Here is an 18,161-nt window from a genome sequence, read left to right as displayed (position 1 = left end):
TGTAATTGCCACTCTATCTACAACTTTTGAATGGCATTCTAGCCATTGCAATTTCTAGCAATCTGGATAGCCACCAACAAAAAAGCGCTGGTTAACCAGCGCTTTTGCATTTACTAAGGGCATTACACCTTTTTAAAGATGATGGAGGTGTTGATGCCGCCAAAGGCGAAGTTGTTACTCATCAAATATTTCACGTCCAGTTCTCGGCCTTGTCCGGCGATGTAGTCTAAATCGCCACATTGCTCGTCGAGGTTTTCTAGGTTGAGCGTTGGGTTGAACCAGCCTGTGTGCATCATTTCTAAACCTAGCCACGCTTCAATTGCGCCACACGCGCCTAGTGTGTGGCCAAAGTAGCTCTTGAGTGAACTGATTGGCACTTTGCCCAGAGCATTCGCTGTTGCGTTGCTTTCTGCAATATCACCGCGGTCGGTGGCAGTGCCGTGAGCAGATACATAGTCGATCTTCTCCGCAGGAATGCCCGCGTTTTGCAAAGCCATTTCCATACAGATTTGCATGGTTTCCATCTGTGGTTGAGTGACGTGTGCGGCATCACAGTTGCTGGCAAAACCGATGATTTCTGCATAGATTTTCGCGCCACGAGCGACGGCGTGTTCGTACTCTTCCAGAACCAGCGTTCCCGCACCTTCACCAATCACCAAACCATCGCGATCGGAGTCATAAGGTCTTGGTGTGCTTTTCGGGTCTTCATTCTTCAGACTGGTGGCAAAAAGGGTATCGAAGACAGCGGATTCCGTTGGACACAATTCTTCAGCGCCACCAGCAACCATGACCGTTTGGTAGCCGTGTTTGATCGCTTCGTAGGCGTAGCCGATTGCTTGGCTGCCGGAGGTACATGCACTACTGGTTGGGATCACTCGGCCTTTCAAACCGAAAAATAGACCAACGTTCACCGCCGTGGTATGTGGCATCATCTGCACGTAAGTCGTTGCGGTGATCGCTTTAGTGGTTTTCTCATTCAGCATGACACCAAATGCGCCGATTGCGTCAGTACTGCCTGTTGATGAGCCGTATGCGATACCCGTTTGACCATTGGTGAGTACGTCGTTACCAATCAAACCTGCTTGGCTTAGTGCGTTTTCTGTTGCGACGGTCGCTAATTTGGAAACACGGCCCATGCCGCGTACTTGCTTGCGCTTGTAGTGCTTTGGCAGATCAAAATCTAAAATGGGTGCCGCGAGCTTGGTGTTCAAACCTTCATACTGTTCGTAAGAAGGCATGTATTGCGTCGCGTTCTGGCAGTCACGCAGTTTTGGTTCGACAGATTGCCAATCGTTACCAAACGCAGTCACGCCCGACATTCCGGTTACAACAACTCGACGGCTCATACTAGGCCTCCGTTTACCGAAATGACTTGGCGAGTTACATAGCCTGCGATGTCAGACATAAGGTAACTGACTAAACCAGCAACTTCTTCTGGCTCTCCCATGCGGCGCAGAGGAATTTGCGGCATCGCGTGTTCTTTCACGTGTTCGTCTACCATGCCTGTGTCGATAAGCCCTGGAGCAACGCAGTTGACGGTGATTTTGCGTTTTGCCAGTTCAAGCGCGAGTGATTTTGTTGCACCAATTACGCCCGCTTTTGCTGCGCTGTAGTTAGTTTGACCACGATTCCCCATTAGGCCAGATACTGATGCAAGGGTAACAATTCGACCACCTTTACGCTTTTGCACCATTGGCATAACACAAGGGTGAAGAACGTTGTAGAAGCTATCTAGGTTGGTATGAATCACGCCATCCCATTCTTCTTCGGTCATCGCAGGGAAAGCGGTATCTTTTGTGATGCCAGCGTTGTTCACGACGCCATAGTAAGCGCCGTGTTCGGCGATATCGGCTTCTAGTTTCTCTCGGCAATCTGCGCGGTCACTGATGTCGAATTGGATAAGACGACCGTTACCCCCATGCTGTTCGATGGTGTCTAGGGTATCTTGCGCGCCTTGTTGATAGCCCATGTAATGGACAATGATTTGGAAACCATCTTTGGCTAATTGAACGGCAATGGCTTTACCGATGCCTTTGCTGGCACCTGTAACGAGGACTTGTCGGGTCATTGTTGACTCCTGATTTTCATTTCTTGTAATTTTTCTTCTGATGGAACGTAAACGTTCAATTGGCAAGTCGCTACAACAGTTCCTTGTAGCTCAATACGGGCAGAAAATACCGCCATACCGTTATCTTCCATGACTTTTTCGGCATACACATCGAGCATTTGTCCGCGAGAAAACGCATCGCATTCAGACGTGTATCGACGGCTACCAAGCAAAAAGCCAATTGGTGGCGCTTGTTCTTTCATTAATGCGTGGTAACCAGACCACGCCGCGACCGATTGCGCCATAAACTCAATGCCAACGTAAGCTGGCACGGTGTGTGATGCCGAGTCGAAGAACGGGTTGTGTTCTGCGATATCAACCTGGCAGTGAATCGTATCTTGTTGAACATCTATAGCACGATCAACCAAAATCATTGGTTTGTCGTGTGGCAAAAGTTGTTCGATGGGAGGAAGTTTAGTCATGAGCGTAACCAAAAATAAGACTAATATTGTTGCCACCAAAAGCAAAAGAGTTACTGAGAATCGCTTTGTTGCCAAGTTTGGTTGGCGTCTCAACTAACGATATATGGATATCGTCTGCTTTGGTTTCGCAGTGTTGTATTGGCAAATCAAGGTTGTACTTGAGAATATGCCAAGCAATCGCGGCTTCCGTAGCACTTGCTGCGCCTAATGTGTGTCCGGTAAGTGGCTTTGTCGAGCTTACGGGAACGGAGTCTCCAAAGCAGCGATGAATGGCTTTGCTTTCCATCGCATCGTTTAACGGCGTTGCTGTGCCATGTGCGTTGATGTAACCAATGTCTTGCGCTGTAAGTCCTGCATTGGCCAACGCTTTTTTCATCGCTTCTTCTGCGCCTAACCCTTCTGGATGTGGTGCGGAAATATGGTGTGCGTCTGAGCTGTCGCCAGCTCCGAGAAGAGCAACGGGCGCAGGTGTTTTGCTTAGCAACATTAATGCTGCTGCTTCACCGATATTGATGCCGTTGCGATGTTGGTCAAACGGCTTACAAAGGGTATCGGATAGAGCTTCTAAACCGTTAAAGCCGTTTAGTGTTAGGCGACAAATGGTATCCACACCACCCACAATGACCGCATCAACAATGCCAGAGCGAATCAGGCGTTGCGCGGTTAAAAAAACACGACCACTAGAAGAGCAGGCGGTTGAAACTGAGTAATGTGGGCCGCTCAAATCAAAGTAGGCGGCAATAAAATCGCTGCAGTTGCCAAGCTCTTGTTTGGTGTAATGGTAGTCGGCAGGAAAATTACCCTTTGCCAGCTTTTCGCCAAATGCGATTTCGCCATCTGAAATGCCAGATGTGCTGGTGCCGATCACGACTGCGATACGGTCACGACCATATTTAGCAATGGCGTCACGCACGTCGCCTTCGATTTGCAGCAAAGCCGAAAGTGCGAGGCGGTTGTTTCTCGTATCAAACTGGCTGAGTGCGGTCGGTAATTGCGGTAACGTCTGTGCAATTCGACCGATTACTGTTTGGCGGCCTGAATTTAAAATATCTTGGTCAACCACCATGTTGGATGGCTTCGCTCCTGATAAACACTGGTGGATGAGCGCATCATCTTGTCCCATGGCAGAGTGAAAGCCACAGGCCTGAATATACAAAGGTTGAGAAGAGCGAATAGGCATATTGTTATTCTAAATTGTTCTTAATTAATCTGATGTTGCAGTGTTTGAATAGAAATTGAAAACTGATGTTTGAGGTGATGAAAATCAATCTTACCCTCTAACTTGTTAGAAGAGCTGTATTGAATCTTAATGATCTTTTCACCGTCGCTATCAAAGATGGCGCGAGAATTATTTTTATCAATAATTCGCCACCTTACCTCATTTAACGACCCTTCCCAAGCGGAACTCGGCCAGAGCGTGATCATCAGGTTAAATAATACCTGTTCTGGCTGCGGTAGCGAACCTTGTAAACCGTTGAGCACTTCGGTTTGAATTTGTTCTCCATCGTAAGACAGTGAGAGTACTCTCGTCCCCCAGGATGAGAAGCCTGCCAGCACCACTTCGTTGTTGATCACTTGCAGTTGCACCGGAAGTTGCTCAGATTTGGTTTTACCATCTATTGCCCAAGAAGCCGTAATTAACTGACTGGCAGACAACTGATAGCCCAAGCTTGCGGGAGTGGGCAAGCTAACTTGGGTGTGCTCGGCAATGTCGACCTGAGGCGTCGATTGGTGAGGGACCAAGCTGCATGCACTTAAAAACAGGCTCAGTGCGAATAACGTCGCGCAGCGAAAGGCGTGATTGAAAATCATGACGTCGTTTCCTCTGTTTTAATTGCAATCGGAGAGAGCAGCCAAGCGACAAAAATACCACTTAACACCGTAATGCCAAAACTGTGAATCGCGTGAGTTTGGCTGAGTGACAGCAATCCAAATGACAACACAGTGGTGATTGCCGAAAGGGTGATCGCCAATAGTGTGCTCACGCTGCGCGCTTTCTCGGCAAAGAACAGAGTGTAATCGATCCCTATACCAAGAATGAGCACCAAGCCAAGCAAGTTGAACAGGTTTAATGTTGTTCCCATCGCGACAGCCGTTGCCAGACCGCAGGCGCAAGCAATCAATGATGGCAGTAAAACTCGCCAACTGTGTTGCAGACCGTACCGCTTGATTAATACCAGAAAGATCACAGCACTGGCGGCTGCCAATAGCTCCATGATTTTGATTCGGTATTCACCAAATAGGGCGGATAATTCTTCAGCTTTGTTTAGGTAGACAACATCAGACTGTGATTTGGCAAATGCCTTAACAACAGCGGAGTCTTGCAATTGGTTTAACACCACAACCGTTGCCGATTTTTCTTTAATTTTACCCAAATGAAGAAAACGTACAGGCGCTGATACCGGGTTTTGCAAGTACTGTTCAACCGTAACAGGGATAAAGTCGGCGTCCATTTTGGGCTTTTTACTTAAGCCCAGCCCGGAAGCAAGTGGGCTGGATTGTGTCGCGTAAAGATCGCGAATCAATTGATAGTCTTGTTGCTGACGTTCCACTGAGCTCAAGTAGCGGCTCAGGCTCTGGTAGCTTTCGATGGTGCTGTCCGCTTTCCACGCTTCTAAAGTTGGTGTCAAAGACTCCAGCTTTTTCATTAGGCTTTCGTCATCGTCGGCGGTAACGACCAACATTTGCTGCGAAGATTGCATGCCACTGAGCGTCGTAATCAAGGTTTCTTGCTGCTTGAGATCTTTCGGCATCGTTTGCAGCAGACGAATGTCGTCATCGTAGTTCAATTGCAGCAAGAAAAAGCCACTCGCAACCACACATAACATCGGTAATCCGACTTTAATTCGAGGTTGATTCCAAAGCGTTAACCATTTCGCCAACAGTGATTGTCCTGGTAAGTTCGAAATGGATCGCGATGGGTTACGAGCCAGTATCGGATACCAAGCCACCACGGTGATGTAAGCAGCAATCAGACCAATGGATGAAAACAGCGCAAGCTGCTGCAAACCTGGAAACGGTGCCACTAACATGCCCAAATAGCCGATCAAACTGGTGATTAAGCCAAGTGTGATAGCTATGAAAATATGCTTTAATCCTTGCTCGCTATCCCATTCATTTCCCGCCGCAAGACGTTCGGTTAGGTAGTGGAATGCGTAGTCGATAGACACGCCGATTAAACTTGCGCCAAACACTAAACTGAACAGATGGACTTTTCCAAAAATCCACGTCGTAACGGACAAAGCAACGAGCAAACCAATGGTGATGGAAAGCAGTGCCAGAGACAGTGGCATCACACTACGAAAGACCAACACGAGCAATGCAATGATACCGAGCAGAGAGAACACACCGATGGTACTGATCTCCGATTTGGCACTTTGCGTACCAAAGTCGGCGTAAAATAGAACGCCAGTATGTGCCACTTTAGCGCCATATTTCTGCGCGACGCTTTGTTCTAGCGCTTGAATATCAGGGACTACAAGCTGCCCAGTTAGGCTATAAGGCGAGTCTTTTAGTTCGGCAGTAATAAGCAAGTATTGAGCACCGTCTTTTTCGACGGATAGATAGCCGTTATCCAATCGGAAAGAGGACGATTGCTGGGTAACTTGGCTTAAATAATCACGAAATAGCAAGAAAGGGTCATTTTGTAACTCTTGCCCGGTCACTCCAGAAAACGGGTTGTACAGCGACTGAATCACATGCTGCACTTGCTGTTCTGGATTTTGGCTTAAACGCTCTCGTTGTTGAGGCGTCAGCAATTGGAAGCGGTGCTTAAAGTAGTAACTCGCCCAAGCTTGCTGTTCTTGAGGTGAGATTTTTCCCACCACATCGCGAAAATGATTACTTTGGCGTAACCCTCTATCAAATTCAGCGGCCGCTGCAAAAAGGGCATTTTTGTCCGGCGCTGTGATCACGAAAATGACTTTGTCGCTCATACTTGCCGAGACCGACTCAAAGGCTTGCTCAGCCACCGGGTTTTGTTGGTTCTTCGGCAACAGTTTTAAAATGTTGGTCTCAATCGGAGATTCTGCACTCCAAACCCATTGTTTGAGTAGCAACGCGCCCGCTAAAACAACGAGATTGAGCCAAACCAGAGCAAAGGTGTGAGTGCCGAGACTGAGTTTAGAAACGGAATTGAGCGTCTTCGGCATCCGTGAGTTCCTGAGGTAGAGAGGTCTGGTTCGTAAACGTGATTTCGGTCTTATCGCCACGCAGCTCTTGTAGGGTTAGGCGATCAATGTGCGTTTTACCGGAAAGAGTGATGGATTGAAACACCGCATTTAATGGCGACTGTTTTGGCACTAAAACGAGCTGCCATTGATTGTTCTCAACTGAAAAATCGAGTGTGAATTGTTCTTGCAGTGCAGAAGTATCCCCGTGGAACACGGATAAAAACACATGGCTAAAGTAGAACGCCATTGGGTTTTCTTCAGCAGAAATCGTTTTCGGAGCTTGGTCGGCAAAAGTCTGACGAAGTTTGTTTTCCGTCAATACCAAATTGACTGCGAAAGGTTCAGTTTGTTGCCACAACAAGCCATGTGTTTTGCTCAGTGTGAACTGACCTTTAGAGGTTAAAGGTTGACTAAACATTTCCAGATGACGCTGCTGCGTAAAATCTCCGCGTACGATTTCATGCTGAGACAACTGCTGTTGAAGCGATGCCAAATCCGTTACGTTTGCTGTCGGTGTGGCCAGTGCTGGAACAGAAAATATCAACAAAAAAGAGAGTAACCACTTTTGCATTAGTCCAGACTCCCATGGTTGTGCCATTTCTCTACTTTATCTAAAAAGATTGCTGGAGAAACAAAGCACATCTCTTGCTTTTCAATGGATACGGCGACTTGCGTTGTATGCGCTTTGCACATACGTTGATTCGTTTCGGCGTCGTAAATCACGTAATCCACACGTAAGCGGTTTTCCCACTCAGTGAGTTGCGCGGTAATACGAATGGTGTGATTAAACGGAACCGCCTTCACGTATTTAACGCGCGTGTCGATGATCGGCCACATGTACCCAGAGTCTTGCATATCGCGATAGCTGTATTGGATCTTCTCCATCAGCACACGACGCGCTTCTTCAAAATATCGAAAGAAGTTGCCGTGATAAATCACGCCCATTGGGTCAGCATCTTGAAAAGAGGTGACCATAGTCACCTCCGCTTCTAATGGGTAGAGAACCTGCTCTTGCATTATACCTCCGCGTAGAGTGGCCAATGACGTTGCTGAATGCGTTCAATGAAATGGCGCAAATCTTGTTCCAATGGGCGATCTTCAATCACAAATTCAAACTCGCTCAGTACGGCGTCACGAATTACTCGCAAACTCTGACTCATGTGGTGTTCGTCCAATTCGTTATGACGGCGACGAATCTCAACCGATTGAACGCTTGCTAGGAGTGAAGCCGCAGCAACTTGCTCTGTTAACTCAAGTACGCGTAAGCAATCACGAGCCGCAATGGTGCCCATGCTCACTTTGTCTTGGTTGTGACATTCGGTTGAGCGAGAAAAAACGCTTGCTGGCATGGTGTTTTTCAACGCCTCTGCCGTCCAAGCTGAGATACCAATCTGAACCGCTTTAAAGCCGTGGTTGATCGGTTTACGCTCGCCTTCTGCACCGGTTAAGTTAAACGGCAGGCCGTTATTGAACTTGTAATCCATCAGTTGCGCCATCTGACGGTCCAGCAAATCAGCTAAGTTGGCAATGTTCACTTTCAACGTATCCATCGCCATTGCGATATGACCACCGTAGAAGTGACCGCCGTGCAGAACGCGCTCATTGTCGCCATCGATAATTGGATTGTCGTTGGCACTATTTAGTTCATTCTCAATCAATTGACGTAGCCAAGGCAGTGAGTCTTGCACCATGCCAATCACGTGTGGCGCACAACGCAGCGAGTAACGATCTTGCAGTCGGTCGCTATTGCGTGGCGGACGTTCAGCATTGAGATCATCACGCAGCCAAGCCGCAACTTGCTGTTGACCAGGGTGAGGTTTTACCGCAAACAACGCTTCATCAAAGTGGAAATCGTTACCTTGCATACCCACAGAGACCATTGCCGTAATCTTGGTGCAAAGCTGCGCTAGGTATTCTGCGCGTTTGTAGGCAAGACAGGCGAGGGCAGTCATCACGGATGTACCGTTCATTAACGCCAAACCTTCTTTTGGTTTTAGGCGAATTGGCTCAATGCCCAGCTCTGCAAACACTTCTTGTGTTGGTCGCACATCACCTTTGTAAAGCACTTCACGTTCGCCAATTAAGGTCGCCGCTAGGTAAGACAGAGGCGTTAAATCGCCACTTGCGCCCACCGAGCCCTCTTGTGGAATACGCGGCGCAATGTCGTGGTTGATAAGCGTAACGATTTGGTTTAACAGATCGTGAGACACGCCAGATACGCCTTGCGACAATGAACATAAACGTGTTGCCAGCACCGCACGAGCTTGCTCATGAGAAAGGATTTGACCTAAGCCACAACCATGGAAGCGTGTAAGGTGCAACGGAAGTTCATCCACAAGAGCGGGTGGAATCGCCACAGTACATGAATCGCCGTAACCCGTGGTCACGCCGTAAATAACACCTTCTTCCTTCAGTAATCGTTCCAGAAACGCCACGCCACGATCAATTTTCGCGGTAAATTCTGGCGAGGTGTTCATGTGTGCCTTTGCACCTTGAGCAATGGCAACGACATCTTCGATGGTTAAAGATTGGGCACCAAAAGTGATGTTGTGATTATTGTTGTTTGTCATGTGGCTGATTACTTAAAGTCCAGAAGTTAAAAAAGTTGTACCACTGTAACGGCGCTTGCAGTGTGTGGTGTTCTAATCTTTGTGCGTACTGTTGAACAACGCGTTCTAGTGCCTGCTGACGCTCCTTGCGTGGTAGCGTGACTTGGTCACTAAAGTGTTCAAAGTACACATTAAAATGCGGAGTGTTCGCTTCATCGTCGCGTAGGCCGAAGAGTAAGTAAACCGGCGCTTTTAATACCGAGGCTAGCATGAATGGGCCTTGCGGGAATGGTGCAGGTTTACCAAGAAAATCTGCCCAAACGACACGATTTTCTTTGCTGGTGGAAGTGCGATCGCCAACGATCACCACCCATTCGCCTTGCTCGATTTTTTGTTGAAGCAGAATCGCGGTGTCTGGTCCCATTGAGCTGACTTGAATCAGATTCAGTTCCGAATTTGGGTTTACCGCCTTCATTACCGCATTAAATTGTTCAGCGTGTTGGGTAAATACCAAGGCATTGATTTTGACATGAGAGTGTCGACGACCAAGCGCACGGCAGAGTTCGATATTGCCAAGGTGCGAGCCTAAAATGAGCACGCCTTGTTTTTTCTGCGCCATCTCTTCGAAATGATGCTGGCCGTGAATGGTTAGGTTATCGACGTTAAAGTCACCTTGCCATGCTGCCAGTTTGTCGAGCATGGTTCGCCCAAAAGAAAGCAGATGATGATAGCTGTCCAACTGTTTTGGTAGTGCGATGCTCTGCTGCGTTGCGTAGTACTGCAAGTTTTGCAGGTAAATCTCAGACGCTTCACGGGCAGATTTACCCGTGAAGTGGTAGTAGCGCATGACTAATTTTAAAATCAGGTCAAACGCTTTTCTGCCGAACAAGCGGTAAACCGCGAGTAAGGTTTTGATGCCTAAAATCGTGCCTTGTTCTTTTCGTTTCGACCAGTGGGCATTGCTGTCGTCTGTGTGACTGTGCTTTCTGGCGAGTAGCGAAGGAATGCGCGGCAACATGCCAAAAAATAGGCGAGTGTGCATCCAGCTTATCTTGACGTTATCCCACAATGCGTCGAAGTGGGAAATGCCACCTTCAGGGTAGATCACGCGCGTTGGAACAAAATCAATGTCGACGCCTTCCCAGTACATTCGCACTAGAATTTCGATATCAAAATCCATGCGTTTGCCGATACTGTACTTGTTCAACACGGCGACCGTTTTCGCCACTGGGTAGGCGCGAAAACCGCACATGCTGTCTTTGATAGACAGTGACAAGGTTTCTATCCACACCCACACGTGCGTAGCGTAGCGACCATACAAACGGGATTTAGGTACGCTCTCGTCGTATATCGGTTGGCCCGAAATCAGGTTATCTGGTTTTGTTTCGCTGGCGCTGAGCAATTTCGGCAATGCTTCTAGGTCGTGTTGACCGTCTGCGTCGATTTGAATGGTGTGCGTAAAACCAAGTTGGTGAGCTTGATGTAGGCCTGCCATCACCGCGCCACCTTTGCCTTGGTTTTCACTCAAACTAATCAGTTTTATCAGCCCTTGTTCACTCAAAGCAGAAAGCGCTTGTTTGGTGTCTTCATTGCTGCCGTCGTCCACGACCAGCACTGGCAAAGCGAAAGAGGATAACGACGCAACCACGTCTGCAATTGTGCTGCCGTGGTTGTAGCAAGGAATTAAAAAGCAGGGGCGATAATCACTCACGTGACTCACCCAGTTTCATTTTTCCTGACGAGTGAGTCACCAAGGTTTCACCGTTTTTCGATGTGTACTTAAAGGTCAATTTCTCGCGCTCATTGTCCCAAGAGAGTGAGAGGCAAACGGCTGCGTTTGGTAGAATCGGCTCTTGAAATTTGATGACTTCCATTCCTTTAAATACCTTGGGAGTATTCAAATATTGAACGGCGTAGAACAGCGCCCAATCAATTTGAGTGACGCCGGGTAAAAGAGGGAAGTGATTGAAATGACCTTGGAAATCTAAGATGTCAGCATCCACTCGCAGCGACAGCTCCGCGGTATGGTCACTCACTTCAATATTCTGAATAGTTGGTTTTCTTTTATCCATGTTACTAGCTTTATTGGAATAGTTTTTCAATTTCAGCAACTTGGCGTTTGCCTTGGCTGTTCAATGGAATTTCGTCGACCACTCGGAATTTTCTCGGGATAGCGATCGGTTCTAGCCAATTGCGCAGTGCCTTGCGAAGCTCAAGCCAAAATTTGCCTTTACCAAGTTCATTAAGCACATCGCTGCCTTGATCGTTAAGTACGATGATCGAGACTAACGTGAGGCGACCAGATTCTTCCATTGGGATCACCACGCTTTCTTGAACCCACGGCAATTGCTCTAAACGTTTTTCCACTTCGACAAGGGAAATACGCTTTTCTTCGACTTTGACGATTCGGTCAGTGCGTCCACGCAATTCAAAAGAAATACTATCATGGAAATAGCATTTATCCGCAGTTTGGTACCAAGTGTTTTCATCAATGTGTGGCGAGCGGAGCTTTAAACAATTTTCATGGTTAAGCTCGGCTTCAATACCAGGGAATAACGTCCAGGGAGTACTGGCTTCGTGCTGCTGACGGTAAGCGATGCCGCCGGTTTCTGTGCTGCCAAAAACTTCAATAGGAAATGACCCAAACAACAACTGGCTGTGCTGCGCGGCTTGGTTTGGCAAGGGACCACCAGAAGAAAATACGCACCGAATCGCAACCGGATTGTGCTCTTCACTGAGTCGTTTTAGTAACGCAGGGCTGCTTACTAGCGTGGTGTCAGCATCAGCGTGATGGACAAGTTGCTCTGGGAACTCAAGGTTGTGTGCTGAAAATGGACGTGCGGAGCACAAAGGCCACAATACGCGGAACAGCAAGCCGTAAATGTGTTGATGAGAAACGGTGCTTTCAACGCGTGTGCTGGCAACCGTGTCGCCCCACAGGTTATCTAGAATAGCAACTTCGATATCGAGCTGTTTCAGCGTTTTTGCAATGGCTTTTGGTGTGCCGCTTGAACCCGAAGTAAATAGCGTTACTGGTATTTCTGCCAGGTTTAATTCACGCCAAAAATAAGGTTGTTTGGCCTCTGGCTCGCTAATCACGGTGGTTTCTAGCAATGATTGAGCTTCGATCAAAAGCGAGCTCACGAGTTCTGGAGCCGAGACATCGGCATCATGCAGCAACAAATCGTAGTGCTCACTGAGCTCTTTGAGTGCTTCTGGTTGGTAATTACCAGGTAATACAATGGATTTTCCTGCATAACAACAAGCAAAAAAGCCAACGGCAAACAGGTAGCTGTTGCCAAAACACAACGCAATGTTTTGCGTTGGTTGGGTTTCTAGCTGTTGAGTAAGTGTTGCGACGTGCTGTTGGAAATCACCCCACGTGATAACCGTATCGCGATCGTAAGAGACTGGGGATTGCTCAGACCTCTCCGCGATGAACAAGGTCGCTAGGGAGGTAAAGCTCGAATACGTTGTATTCATACGATTAGTGTTCCTTTCGAACAAATTGACGCACGATCCATTCTCCAGCGAACAAGCCACCAGCAAGTAAGTAGCTGATGAGGCCGTTATAAAGCGTCCATATTTTTACTGGTAGGAAACAGGTATAGAGTGCAACGGCAGCGTTGAGCGTAAAAAAGGCGCACCAAACCATCGTCACTTTGCGAGTGTAAGCCACGCCACTAGCCGGAAGGTCGGGTTCTTGCAAGCGAGCAAGCCTCTCTATGATCGATTGCGGCTGTTTTAAGCTCAGTCCAAATACACACAGCATACATACATTGACAACGACAGGGTAAAACTGAAGCCACCCATGTTGTTTAAACACCATGCCAAGCGTAATTAGGACAATGCCAACAGCGCCCGTAACGAGCGCCAAGAACTTAAACTCTTTTAGTGGGGTCTTATTTGCGACGAAAACACGCAAAAGTAACGCAGCAATTAACAAGCCCCCAACTAAGTTCAAGCCAAATTTATCTATACCGAAATAGACGGCGAAGGGGTAGGCAAACAGTACAATTGCAGACAGACCAGTCAGCAATTGGCGCATTAACTTTCCTTCAATAATTCAGTGACAGCGTTAACCACATCGTCAACGGTTCTTACTGCACTAAACTCTGCTGGCTTGATTTTTTTGCCAGTGACATTCTGTAGGTGTACGACCAAATCAACGGCGTCAATGCTATCAAGATCGAGATCTTGGTATAAGTGCGCATCTGATTGAATGTCGGCTGCGTCAATTTCGAACAGCTCAACAAGCGCATCTTTAACTTGTTCAAATACTTGATCTTTATTTACATCAGTCATGAATATACCTACAACTTATTCATTAGTTTGAGAAGAAACGTATTTCGCTAGATTTGCTACAGACGCAAAGTGTTCGCGCGTATTTGAGTCGTCGGCATCAATAACGATGTTGTATTGTTTTTTTATTGCGAGTCCAAGCTCAAGCGCGTCGATAGAATCTAAGCCAAGTCCATCACCAAAAAGTGGTGCATCCGTTTCAATATCATCTACGGTTAAATCTTCAAGGTTTAAAGCATCAATAATAAGTTGCTTAATGTCGTTGTGTAACTGTTCCACTGGGACCTGCTTATTAATAAAAGTTTTCTGGAAAAATGTTTTCAGCTAGGTGCTGTTGTAAGCGTCGCGCCGCTATTGTCGGCGACGTAGTTTGCTTTATAAAGGGGGTAATCTCAACTTTATCCTTAACTTCAACCCTGAAAAAGGGCTTTGTTGCCGGTACTTGATACCATTTTTTCTCTTTTGTGAGGAAACTTGGTGTTACCGTAATATGGACAACTCTTAAATCTCGTTCTGTTCTTACCGCAATTTGTGCTGCACCGCGTTGTAATTTCGGCTCTACACCTGGTGTTGTTCTTGTTCCTTCAGGAAATATAAGCAACACGTTGCCTTTGTTAAATCGTTCATCACAAAGTGCTAATAAATCATCCGGTGCTTCATTGGGAATATATCCGGCTGCTTTTACGATGTGCTTCATAAAAGGATTCGACCATATTGCCGATTTTACTAAACAGTCGCAGCGATTTAATTGTGAAGCAATGAGAACGTAATCGATTAAACTAGGGTGGTTGGCAACAATTAAACAATTACGATCTTGTTGAAGAATATCGGCACCAATAATTTGATAATCGATTGCGCCACTTAGCTTCATCAATTTACAAAATGTGTTGAATGAATATCGAATCGCACCCTGAACTTTATATTCGCGTTCCGTTTGGTCTGAAACAAAAATACGAATGGTCGGAATAACAATGAAACTCAGTACTAAACCACCTAACCCAAATACTGAAAAACAAAAGCCTGTTGCTAGCACACGCCAATACTGATTTAAGCGAGTCATTTTTTGTGCCATTCCCAAGCTTGTTGCGGAGCGAAAATAGTCCACTGGCTTTTATCTAACAAGTATTGTTGCAAAAATACTAAACCTTGAGGAAGAGGATGACCGGAACGTTCTGCGTTTATGGAGCTTTGTATCGCGAACTTGTCTCCATGAGAAAGTATTAAGCCAAGTCCAAACCCTTGGTATTGTTGGTTTTCATATTCTAAATAAGAGTCAGGCATAGGCTCATCAAAATCAACAAGCAGTACTTTTTTGTCAGGATTGTCGGACAAAAACAGCCATGCTTCTAATATTGCGCTTTGGAATGTGTTTTCTGCCGCAGCGATAGAAGTTAGGGGAATGGGTTGTTTAGTTGCGATAGTGGCAAGCCCTGCGGCGGTATTGTGCACCGATTGAGAAAAAGCCATCGGAGACGCCTCTTCTCCATTAATTATATCTTCAACTAGTGCGACGCTGCGATGCAGTTCACCATGACGGCTTGAAAATACAAGGTAATCAACTTGATGTTGATTAAGCATTTCGATTGCAGTTTGTACCGCCAGTTTACTGAGTGGGCTCATTCTTCTGCGCATCATCGCAGGAATATTTGCAACATTGATTTTGCCATCTTCTGGCCATTTTATCTCTGTTGCCCATTGTTTCCATTCATTGGATTCGGATAAACCGAATGAATTCGCTGTCCACGCATCAATATTGAACGAAATGTTGATCTTCGAGTTTGGCATATTGGGTTAAATTGTTTATTTTACAGCTCGATACAAATTGGGGTTGACCCAAATTCACAATAAAAAGGAAATTATCATGTCGCGTTTTAAGCTGTATGTCTCGTTATTATTAACTTTGCTTCTTGTTGGTTGTGGACGAGTACAACCTGTAATGAATGTGGAGGATACTCCAGTTGCTTATGATCTTCAAAATAAACAAGTAAAAATGGCCATAGTGCAATCAGCAACTAACCGAGGCTGGACGATCGAAGAAGTAAGCCCTGGTGTTCTTATTGCAAAAATCCACGTTCGTAAACACTCTGCAGAAGTAAAAATCCCATACAATAATAAATATTACTCAATTATTTATCTCAACTCAGTAAATCTCAAAGCAAGTGATGGCAAAATCCACCGCAATTACAATCGTTGGGTAAACAACTTGAATGTTGATATTCAGCGAGCTATTGCATTGTTGGGCAATCAATCTCAACAATAAAACTATTAATTGCAGTTAGGTTTTTCCGTGTTAAATCAAAATAATGACCCTTTTAATGCTTTTGAAGCGAAGACAGAAGCTCAGAAGTTATCTTTTGCACCAATCGTGTTCCAGACCGCCAAAACGCTTCGAGATTTAGGTATTTTAGCCGCTTTAGACAGCGCTGGCGCTCAAGGCATGAGTGCCACAGATATTGCCGAGAAAACGGGAGTATCAGAATATGGTGTTAAAGTACTGTTGGATATGGCGATTAGTGCGCATATTGTTTTATGGGAACGACCTAACTATTCGCTTGCAAACCTTGGTTTTTACCTTCTTCATGATGGTATGACGAATGCAAACATGGATTTTACGGCAGATGTTTGTTACGCCGCGATGATGCATTTGACGGAAGCAATTCAAGAAGGTAAACCGTCAGGTTTGAAAGAGTTGGGCAATTGGGAGACCATTTATCAAGGTCTATCGACGTTACCAGAACAAGCCAAACAGAGCTGGTTTAAGTTCGATCATTTCTATTCGGATCGCTCGTTCCCACTTCTGCTTAAAGAGGTATTTGCAAGGAAGCCAAAGCATCTTGTGGATATTGGCGGAAATACGGGAAAATGGGCGATTCAGTGTTGTAAACATGACCCTGACGTTCAAGTGACGATTGTTGATTTACCGCAGCAATTAGAAGTAGCGATGAAGAATGTTTCAGAAAACCAGTTCGTCGAGCGTGTACGTCCATACCCTGCAAACATGCTTGATAAAGCACAAACATTGCCTGAGCATGCTGACGTATGGTGGATGAGCCAGTTCTTGGATTGCTTTTCCCCAATTGAGATCCTCAATATCCTTAAAAAAGTTAAAGCCCAGTTAACGAAGGGAGATACTATTTACGTATTGGAGCTGTTTTGGGATGCTCAAAAATACGCGGGAGCTTCCTATAGCCTTAATGCCACTTCTCTTTATTTTACCTGTTTAGCTAACGGTAATAGTCGCTTTTATCGCAGTGATGATTTCTTAGAAATTGTCGAAGCGGCAGGTTTATCTGTCGTTGAAAGAACCGACAATATTGGCCTTGGTCATACCTTATTAAAACTACAAGCAAACTAAATTCAGAATGAAAATAGAGCTCAAGCAAGTTGTTGTCGTAGGAGCGGGGCCATCAGGTTCAACCGTTTCTGCCTTATTAAAATCGCGTGGCATAGATGTTGTTGTCTTAGAAAAAGCGACTTTTCCACGTTTTTCCATAGGAGAAAGCCTACTCCCTGCATGTATGGAAGTTGTTGAACAAGCAGGAATGACTCATGCAGTAAAGCAGTTTGGTTTCCAGTATAAAGATGGTGCTGCATTTCGTCGTAATGGCGTATACACCCAGTTCGACTTTACAAACAAATACACACCAGGACCGGGCACGACGTTTCAGGTTCAACGTGCCAACTTTGATAAAGTATTGGCAGATAGCGCTGAAGAGCAAGGCGTAGAGATTCGTTATCAGCATGAGCTGCTCAACCTAGTGTTTGAAGGGAAAAAGTCTCGATTAGAAGTGCTCGACTCAAATAAGAAGGCTTATCAAATCGAAGCAGATTTTGTGCTGGATGCAAGTGGCTTTGGGCGTGTTTTGCCACGCTTGTTGGAGCTAGAAGAACCTTCTTGTCTTCCGCCTAGAAAAGCGATCTTTACCCATATCGAAGATCATATCTCTCCCCAAGAGCCGGAATACGATCGCAACAAAATTTTAATTTCAGTTCATCCTGAAAATCACGACGTATGGTACTGGCTAATCCCATTCTCTAATGGTACCTGTTCGTTTGGTGTGGTGGGTGAGCCAGAATTTTTTGAACAATACCCAGAAGATAAGATTGCAGCGTTGCAGCAGTTAGCCAATGAAGAGCCGGGTTTGGCTGCTTTATTGCGAAACGCGAATTACCCGAATCCAGCAGGCGAGTTGGGTGGCTATTCTGCTAACGTCAAACGTTTAGCGACAGAGCACTACGCGTTGCTTGGTAATGCTGGTGAGTTTCTTGATCCTGTATTTTCATCGGGTGTCACTATCGCCATGAAATCGGCAGAGTTTGCAGCGGACTGCGTGGTTCGTCAGCTGAATGGTGAAAAGGTTGATTGGCAAGAAGAGTACTCGCAACGCTTAATGGTGGGAGTGAACACATTCCGCACTTATGTGGAAGGCTGGTACAACGGCACGTTGCAAGATGTGATTTTCTATCAAAACCCGAATCCACGTATTAAACAGATGATTAGTGCGATTTTGGCTGGATATGCTTGGGATACGAATAATCCTTACGTAAAACAAAGTGAGCAGCGTTTGTCGACGCTTGCAGAACTGGTTCGGGAAGCTGAACTGTAAGA

20 protein-coding genes are annotated in these 18,161 nt (G+C 46.1%); 3 read left to right on the top strand and 17 right to left on the bottom strand.

The genetic code is table 11. The features are described 5' to 3' along the window. Nucleotides 1-122: 122 nt before the first annotated feature. Genes R7Z50_RS18050 through R7Z50_RS17970 form a run of 17 tightly spaced genes read right to left on the bottom strand, consistent with a single transcriptional unit; the run spans nucleotide 123 to nucleotide 15,337 of the window. On the bottom strand, nucleotides 123-1,346 hold the full coding sequence (locus R7Z50_RS18050) for a beta-ketoacyl-ACP synthase (protein WP_054865730.1): 1,224 nt from the start codon (nucleotides 1,344-1,346) through the stop codon (nucleotides 123-125). Next, the gene (gene fabG, locus R7Z50_RS18045; protein WP_225491776.1) at nucleotides 1,343-2,068 is read right to left on the bottom strand and encodes a 3-oxoacyl-ACP reductase FabG; all 726 of its coding nucleotides are present in this window, start codon (nucleotides 2,066-2,068) and stop codon (nucleotides 1,343-1,345) included. The genes R7Z50_RS18050 and fabG overlap by 4 nt, the downstream gene beginning before the upstream one ends. Continuing rightward, a complete protein-coding gene (locus R7Z50_RS18040; RefSeq protein WP_015296415.1) occupies nucleotides 2,065-2,529 on the bottom strand; it encodes a hotdog family protein in 465 nt (154 codons plus the stop codon). The genes fabG and R7Z50_RS18040 overlap by 4 nt, the downstream gene beginning before the upstream one ends. After that, a complete protein-coding gene (locus R7Z50_RS18035; protein WP_149191956.1) occupies nucleotides 2,522-3,709 on the bottom strand; it encodes a beta-ketoacyl-[acyl-carrier-protein] synthase family protein in 1,188 nt (395 codons plus the stop codon). The genes R7Z50_RS18040 and R7Z50_RS18035 overlap by 8 nt, the downstream gene beginning before the upstream one ends. A 20-nt stretch (nucleotides 3,710-3,729) precedes the next feature. Continuing rightward, entirely contained in the window at nucleotides 3,730-4,341 is a 612-nt protein-coding gene (locus R7Z50_RS18030) for a DUF3261 domain-containing protein (RefSeq protein ID WP_017634797.1), read from the bottom strand. Next, nucleotides 4,338-6,680, bottom strand: coding sequence for an MMPL family transporter (locus tag R7Z50_RS18025; protein WP_225491777.1), 2,343 nt, complete (start codon nucleotides 6,678-6,680; stop codon nucleotides 4,338-4,340). The genes R7Z50_RS18030 and R7Z50_RS18025 overlap by 4 nt, the downstream gene beginning before the upstream one ends. After that, nucleotides 6,652-7,272 (bottom strand): LolA family protein, encoded by a 621-nt coding sequence (locus R7Z50_RS18020; protein WP_017634795.1) that lies wholly within the window; start codon nucleotides 7,270-7,272, stop codon nucleotides 6,652-6,654. Before R7Z50_RS18020 ends, R7Z50_RS18025 begins: the two co-directional genes overlap by 29 nt. Further along, on the bottom strand, nucleotides 7,272-7,718 hold the full coding sequence (locus R7Z50_RS18015) for an acyl-CoA thioesterase (RefSeq protein ID WP_213905400.1): 447 nt from the start codon (nucleotides 7,716-7,718) through the stop codon (nucleotides 7,272-7,274). Before R7Z50_RS18015 ends, R7Z50_RS18020 begins: the two co-directional genes overlap by 1 nt. Next, the gene (gene hutH, locus R7Z50_RS18010; RefSeq protein WP_169628622.1) at nucleotides 7,718-9,271 is read right to left on the bottom strand and encodes an HAL/PAL/TAL family ammonia-lyase; all 1,554 of its coding nucleotides are present in this window, start codon (nucleotides 9,269-9,271) and stop codon (nucleotides 7,718-7,720) included. The genes R7Z50_RS18015 and hutH overlap by 1 nt, the downstream gene beginning before the upstream one ends. Further along, entirely contained in the window at nucleotides 9,255-10,961 is a 1,707-nt protein-coding gene (locus R7Z50_RS18005) for a glycosyltransferase family 2 protein (RefSeq protein WP_225491778.1), read from the bottom strand. Before R7Z50_RS18005 ends, hutH begins: the two co-directional genes overlap by 17 nt. Continuing rightward, entirely contained in the window at nucleotides 10,954-11,322 is a 369-nt protein-coding gene (locus R7Z50_RS18000) for a 3-hydroxyacyl-ACP dehydratase (protein ID WP_176310852.1), read from the bottom strand. Before R7Z50_RS18000 ends, R7Z50_RS18005 begins: the two co-directional genes overlap by 8 nt. Before the next feature lie 10 nt (nucleotides 11,323-11,332). Continuing rightward, nucleotides 11,333-12,733, bottom strand: coding sequence for an AMP-binding protein (locus R7Z50_RS17995; RefSeq protein WP_213905398.1), 1,401 nt, complete (start codon nucleotides 12,731-12,733; stop codon nucleotides 11,333-11,335). 4 nt (nucleotides 12,734-12,737) lie between these two features. Then, nucleotides 12,738-13,298 carry a hypothetical protein gene (locus R7Z50_RS17990; RefSeq protein WP_025766967.1) on the bottom strand — a complete coding sequence of 187 codons (561 nt, stop codon included), beginning with the start codon at nucleotides 13,296-13,298 and terminating at the stop codon, nucleotides 12,738-12,740. After that, complete coding sequence (locus R7Z50_RS17985; protein ID WP_005382279.1) at nucleotides 13,298-13,555, bottom strand: acyl carrier protein; 258 nt, start codon at nucleotides 13,553-13,555, stop codon at nucleotides 13,298-13,300. Before R7Z50_RS17985 ends, R7Z50_RS17990 begins: the two co-directional genes overlap by 1 nt. Before the next feature lie 15 nt (nucleotides 13,556-13,570). Further along, a complete protein-coding gene (locus R7Z50_RS17980) occupies nucleotides 13,571-13,831 on the bottom strand; it encodes a phosphopantetheine-binding protein (RefSeq protein WP_005382278.1) in 261 nt (86 codons plus the stop codon). A 13-nt stretch (nucleotides 13,832-13,844) separates the two neighbouring features. Further along, nucleotides 13,845-14,612, bottom strand: coding sequence for a lysophospholipid acyltransferase family protein (locus tag R7Z50_RS17975; protein WP_005388305.1), 768 nt, complete (start codon nucleotides 14,610-14,612; stop codon nucleotides 13,845-13,847). After that, complete coding sequence (locus R7Z50_RS17970; protein WP_017819930.1) at nucleotides 14,609-15,337, bottom strand: beta-ketoacyl synthase chain length factor; 729 nt, start codon at nucleotides 15,335-15,337, stop codon at nucleotides 14,609-14,611. Before R7Z50_RS17970 ends, R7Z50_RS17975 begins: the two co-directional genes overlap by 4 nt. 76 nt (nucleotides 15,338-15,413) lie before the next feature. On the opposite strand from R7Z50_RS17970, the gene R7Z50_RS17965 reads away from it, so the two are divergent. From R7Z50_RS17965 to R7Z50_RS17955, 3 genes are read left to right on the top strand one after another with little or no spacing between them, the layout of a single operon-like run. Then, a complete protein-coding gene (locus R7Z50_RS17965) occupies nucleotides 15,414-15,812 on the top strand; it encodes a hypothetical protein (RefSeq protein ID WP_005382272.1) in 399 nt (132 codons plus the stop codon). 27 nt (nucleotides 15,813-15,839) lie between these two features. Next, nucleotides 15,840-16,907 carry a class I SAM-dependent methyltransferase gene (locus R7Z50_RS17960; protein WP_017634791.1) on the top strand — a complete coding sequence of 356 codons (1,068 nt, stop codon included), beginning with the start codon at nucleotides 15,840-15,842 and terminating at the stop codon, nucleotides 16,905-16,907. A 7-nt stretch (nucleotides 16,908-16,914) separates the two neighbouring features. Further along, entirely contained in the window at nucleotides 16,915-18,159 is a 1,245-nt protein-coding gene (locus R7Z50_RS17955; RefSeq protein WP_206949635.1) for an NAD(P)/FAD-dependent oxidoreductase, read from the top strand. Nucleotides 18,160-18,161: the final 2 nt, after the last annotated feature.

It is taken from the genome of Vibrio sp. 1249-1 (assembly GCF_033340495.1).
The sequence above is the reverse complement of the archived record's forward strand: the minus strand, read 5'-3'. Positions and strand labels throughout refer to the sequence as shown.

Coding starts and splice junctions, on each gene's coding strand:
- R7Z50_RS18050 (WP_054865730.1), bottom strand. CDS start 1,346: ATGAGCCGTCGAGTTGTTGTAACCGGAATGTCGGGCGTGACTGCGTTT.
- R7Z50_RS17965 (WP_005382272.1), top strand. CDS start 15,414: ATGTCGCGTTTTAAGCTGTATGTCTCGTTATTATTAACTTTGCTTCTT.
- R7Z50_RS17955 (WP_206949635.1), top strand. CDS start 16,915: ATGAAAATAGAGCTCAAGCAAGTTGTTGTCGTAGGAGCGGGGCCATCA.
- fabG (WP_225491776.1), bottom strand. CDS start 2,068: ATGACCCGACAAGTCCTCGTTACAGGTGCCAGCAAAGGCATCGGTAAA.
- R7Z50_RS18000 (WP_176310852.1), bottom strand. CDS start 11,322: ATGGATAAAAGAAAACCAACTATTCAGAATATTGAAGTGAGTGACCAT.
- R7Z50_RS18040 (WP_015296415.1), bottom strand. CDS start 2,529: ATGACTAAACTTCCTCCCATCGAACAACTTTTGCCACACGACAAACCA.
- R7Z50_RS17990 (WP_025766967.1), bottom strand. CDS start 13,298: ATGCGCCAATTGCTGACTGGTCTGTCTGCAATTGTACTGTTTGCCTAC.
- R7Z50_RS18025 (WP_225491777.1), bottom strand. CDS start 6,680: ATGCCGAAGACGCTCAATTCCGTTTCTAAACTCAGTCTCGGCACTCAC.
- R7Z50_RS17970 (WP_017819930.1), bottom strand. CDS start 15,337: ATGCCAAACTCGAAGATCAACATTTCGTTCAATATTGATGCGTGGACA.
- R7Z50_RS18020 (WP_017634795.1), bottom strand. CDS start 7,272: ATGCAAAAGTGGTTACTCTCTTTTTTGTTGATATTTTCTGTTCCAGCA.
- R7Z50_RS17995 (WP_213905398.1), bottom strand. CDS start 12,733: ATGAATACAACGTATTCGAGCTTTACCTCCCTAGCGACCTTGTTCATC.
- R7Z50_RS18035 (WP_149191956.1), bottom strand. CDS start 3,709: ATGCCTATTCGCTCTTCTCAACCTTTGTATATTCAGGCCTGTGGCTTT.
- hutH (WP_169628622.1), bottom strand. CDS start 9,271: ATGACAAACAACAATAATCACAACATCACTTTTGGTGCCCAATCTTTA.
- R7Z50_RS17985 (WP_005382279.1), bottom strand. CDS start 13,555: ATGACTGATGTAAATAAAGATCAAGTATTTGAACAAGTTAAAGATGCG.
- R7Z50_RS17975 (WP_005388305.1), bottom strand. CDS start 14,612: ATGACTCGCTTAAATCAGTATTGGCGTGTGCTAGCAACAGGCTTTTGT.
- R7Z50_RS18030 (WP_017634797.1), bottom strand. CDS start 4,341: ATGATTTTCAATCACGCCTTTCGCTGCGCGACGTTATTCGCACTGAGC.
- R7Z50_RS18015 (WP_213905400.1), bottom strand. CDS start 7,718: ATGCAAGAGCAGGTTCTCTACCCATTAGAAGCGGAGGTGACTATGGTC.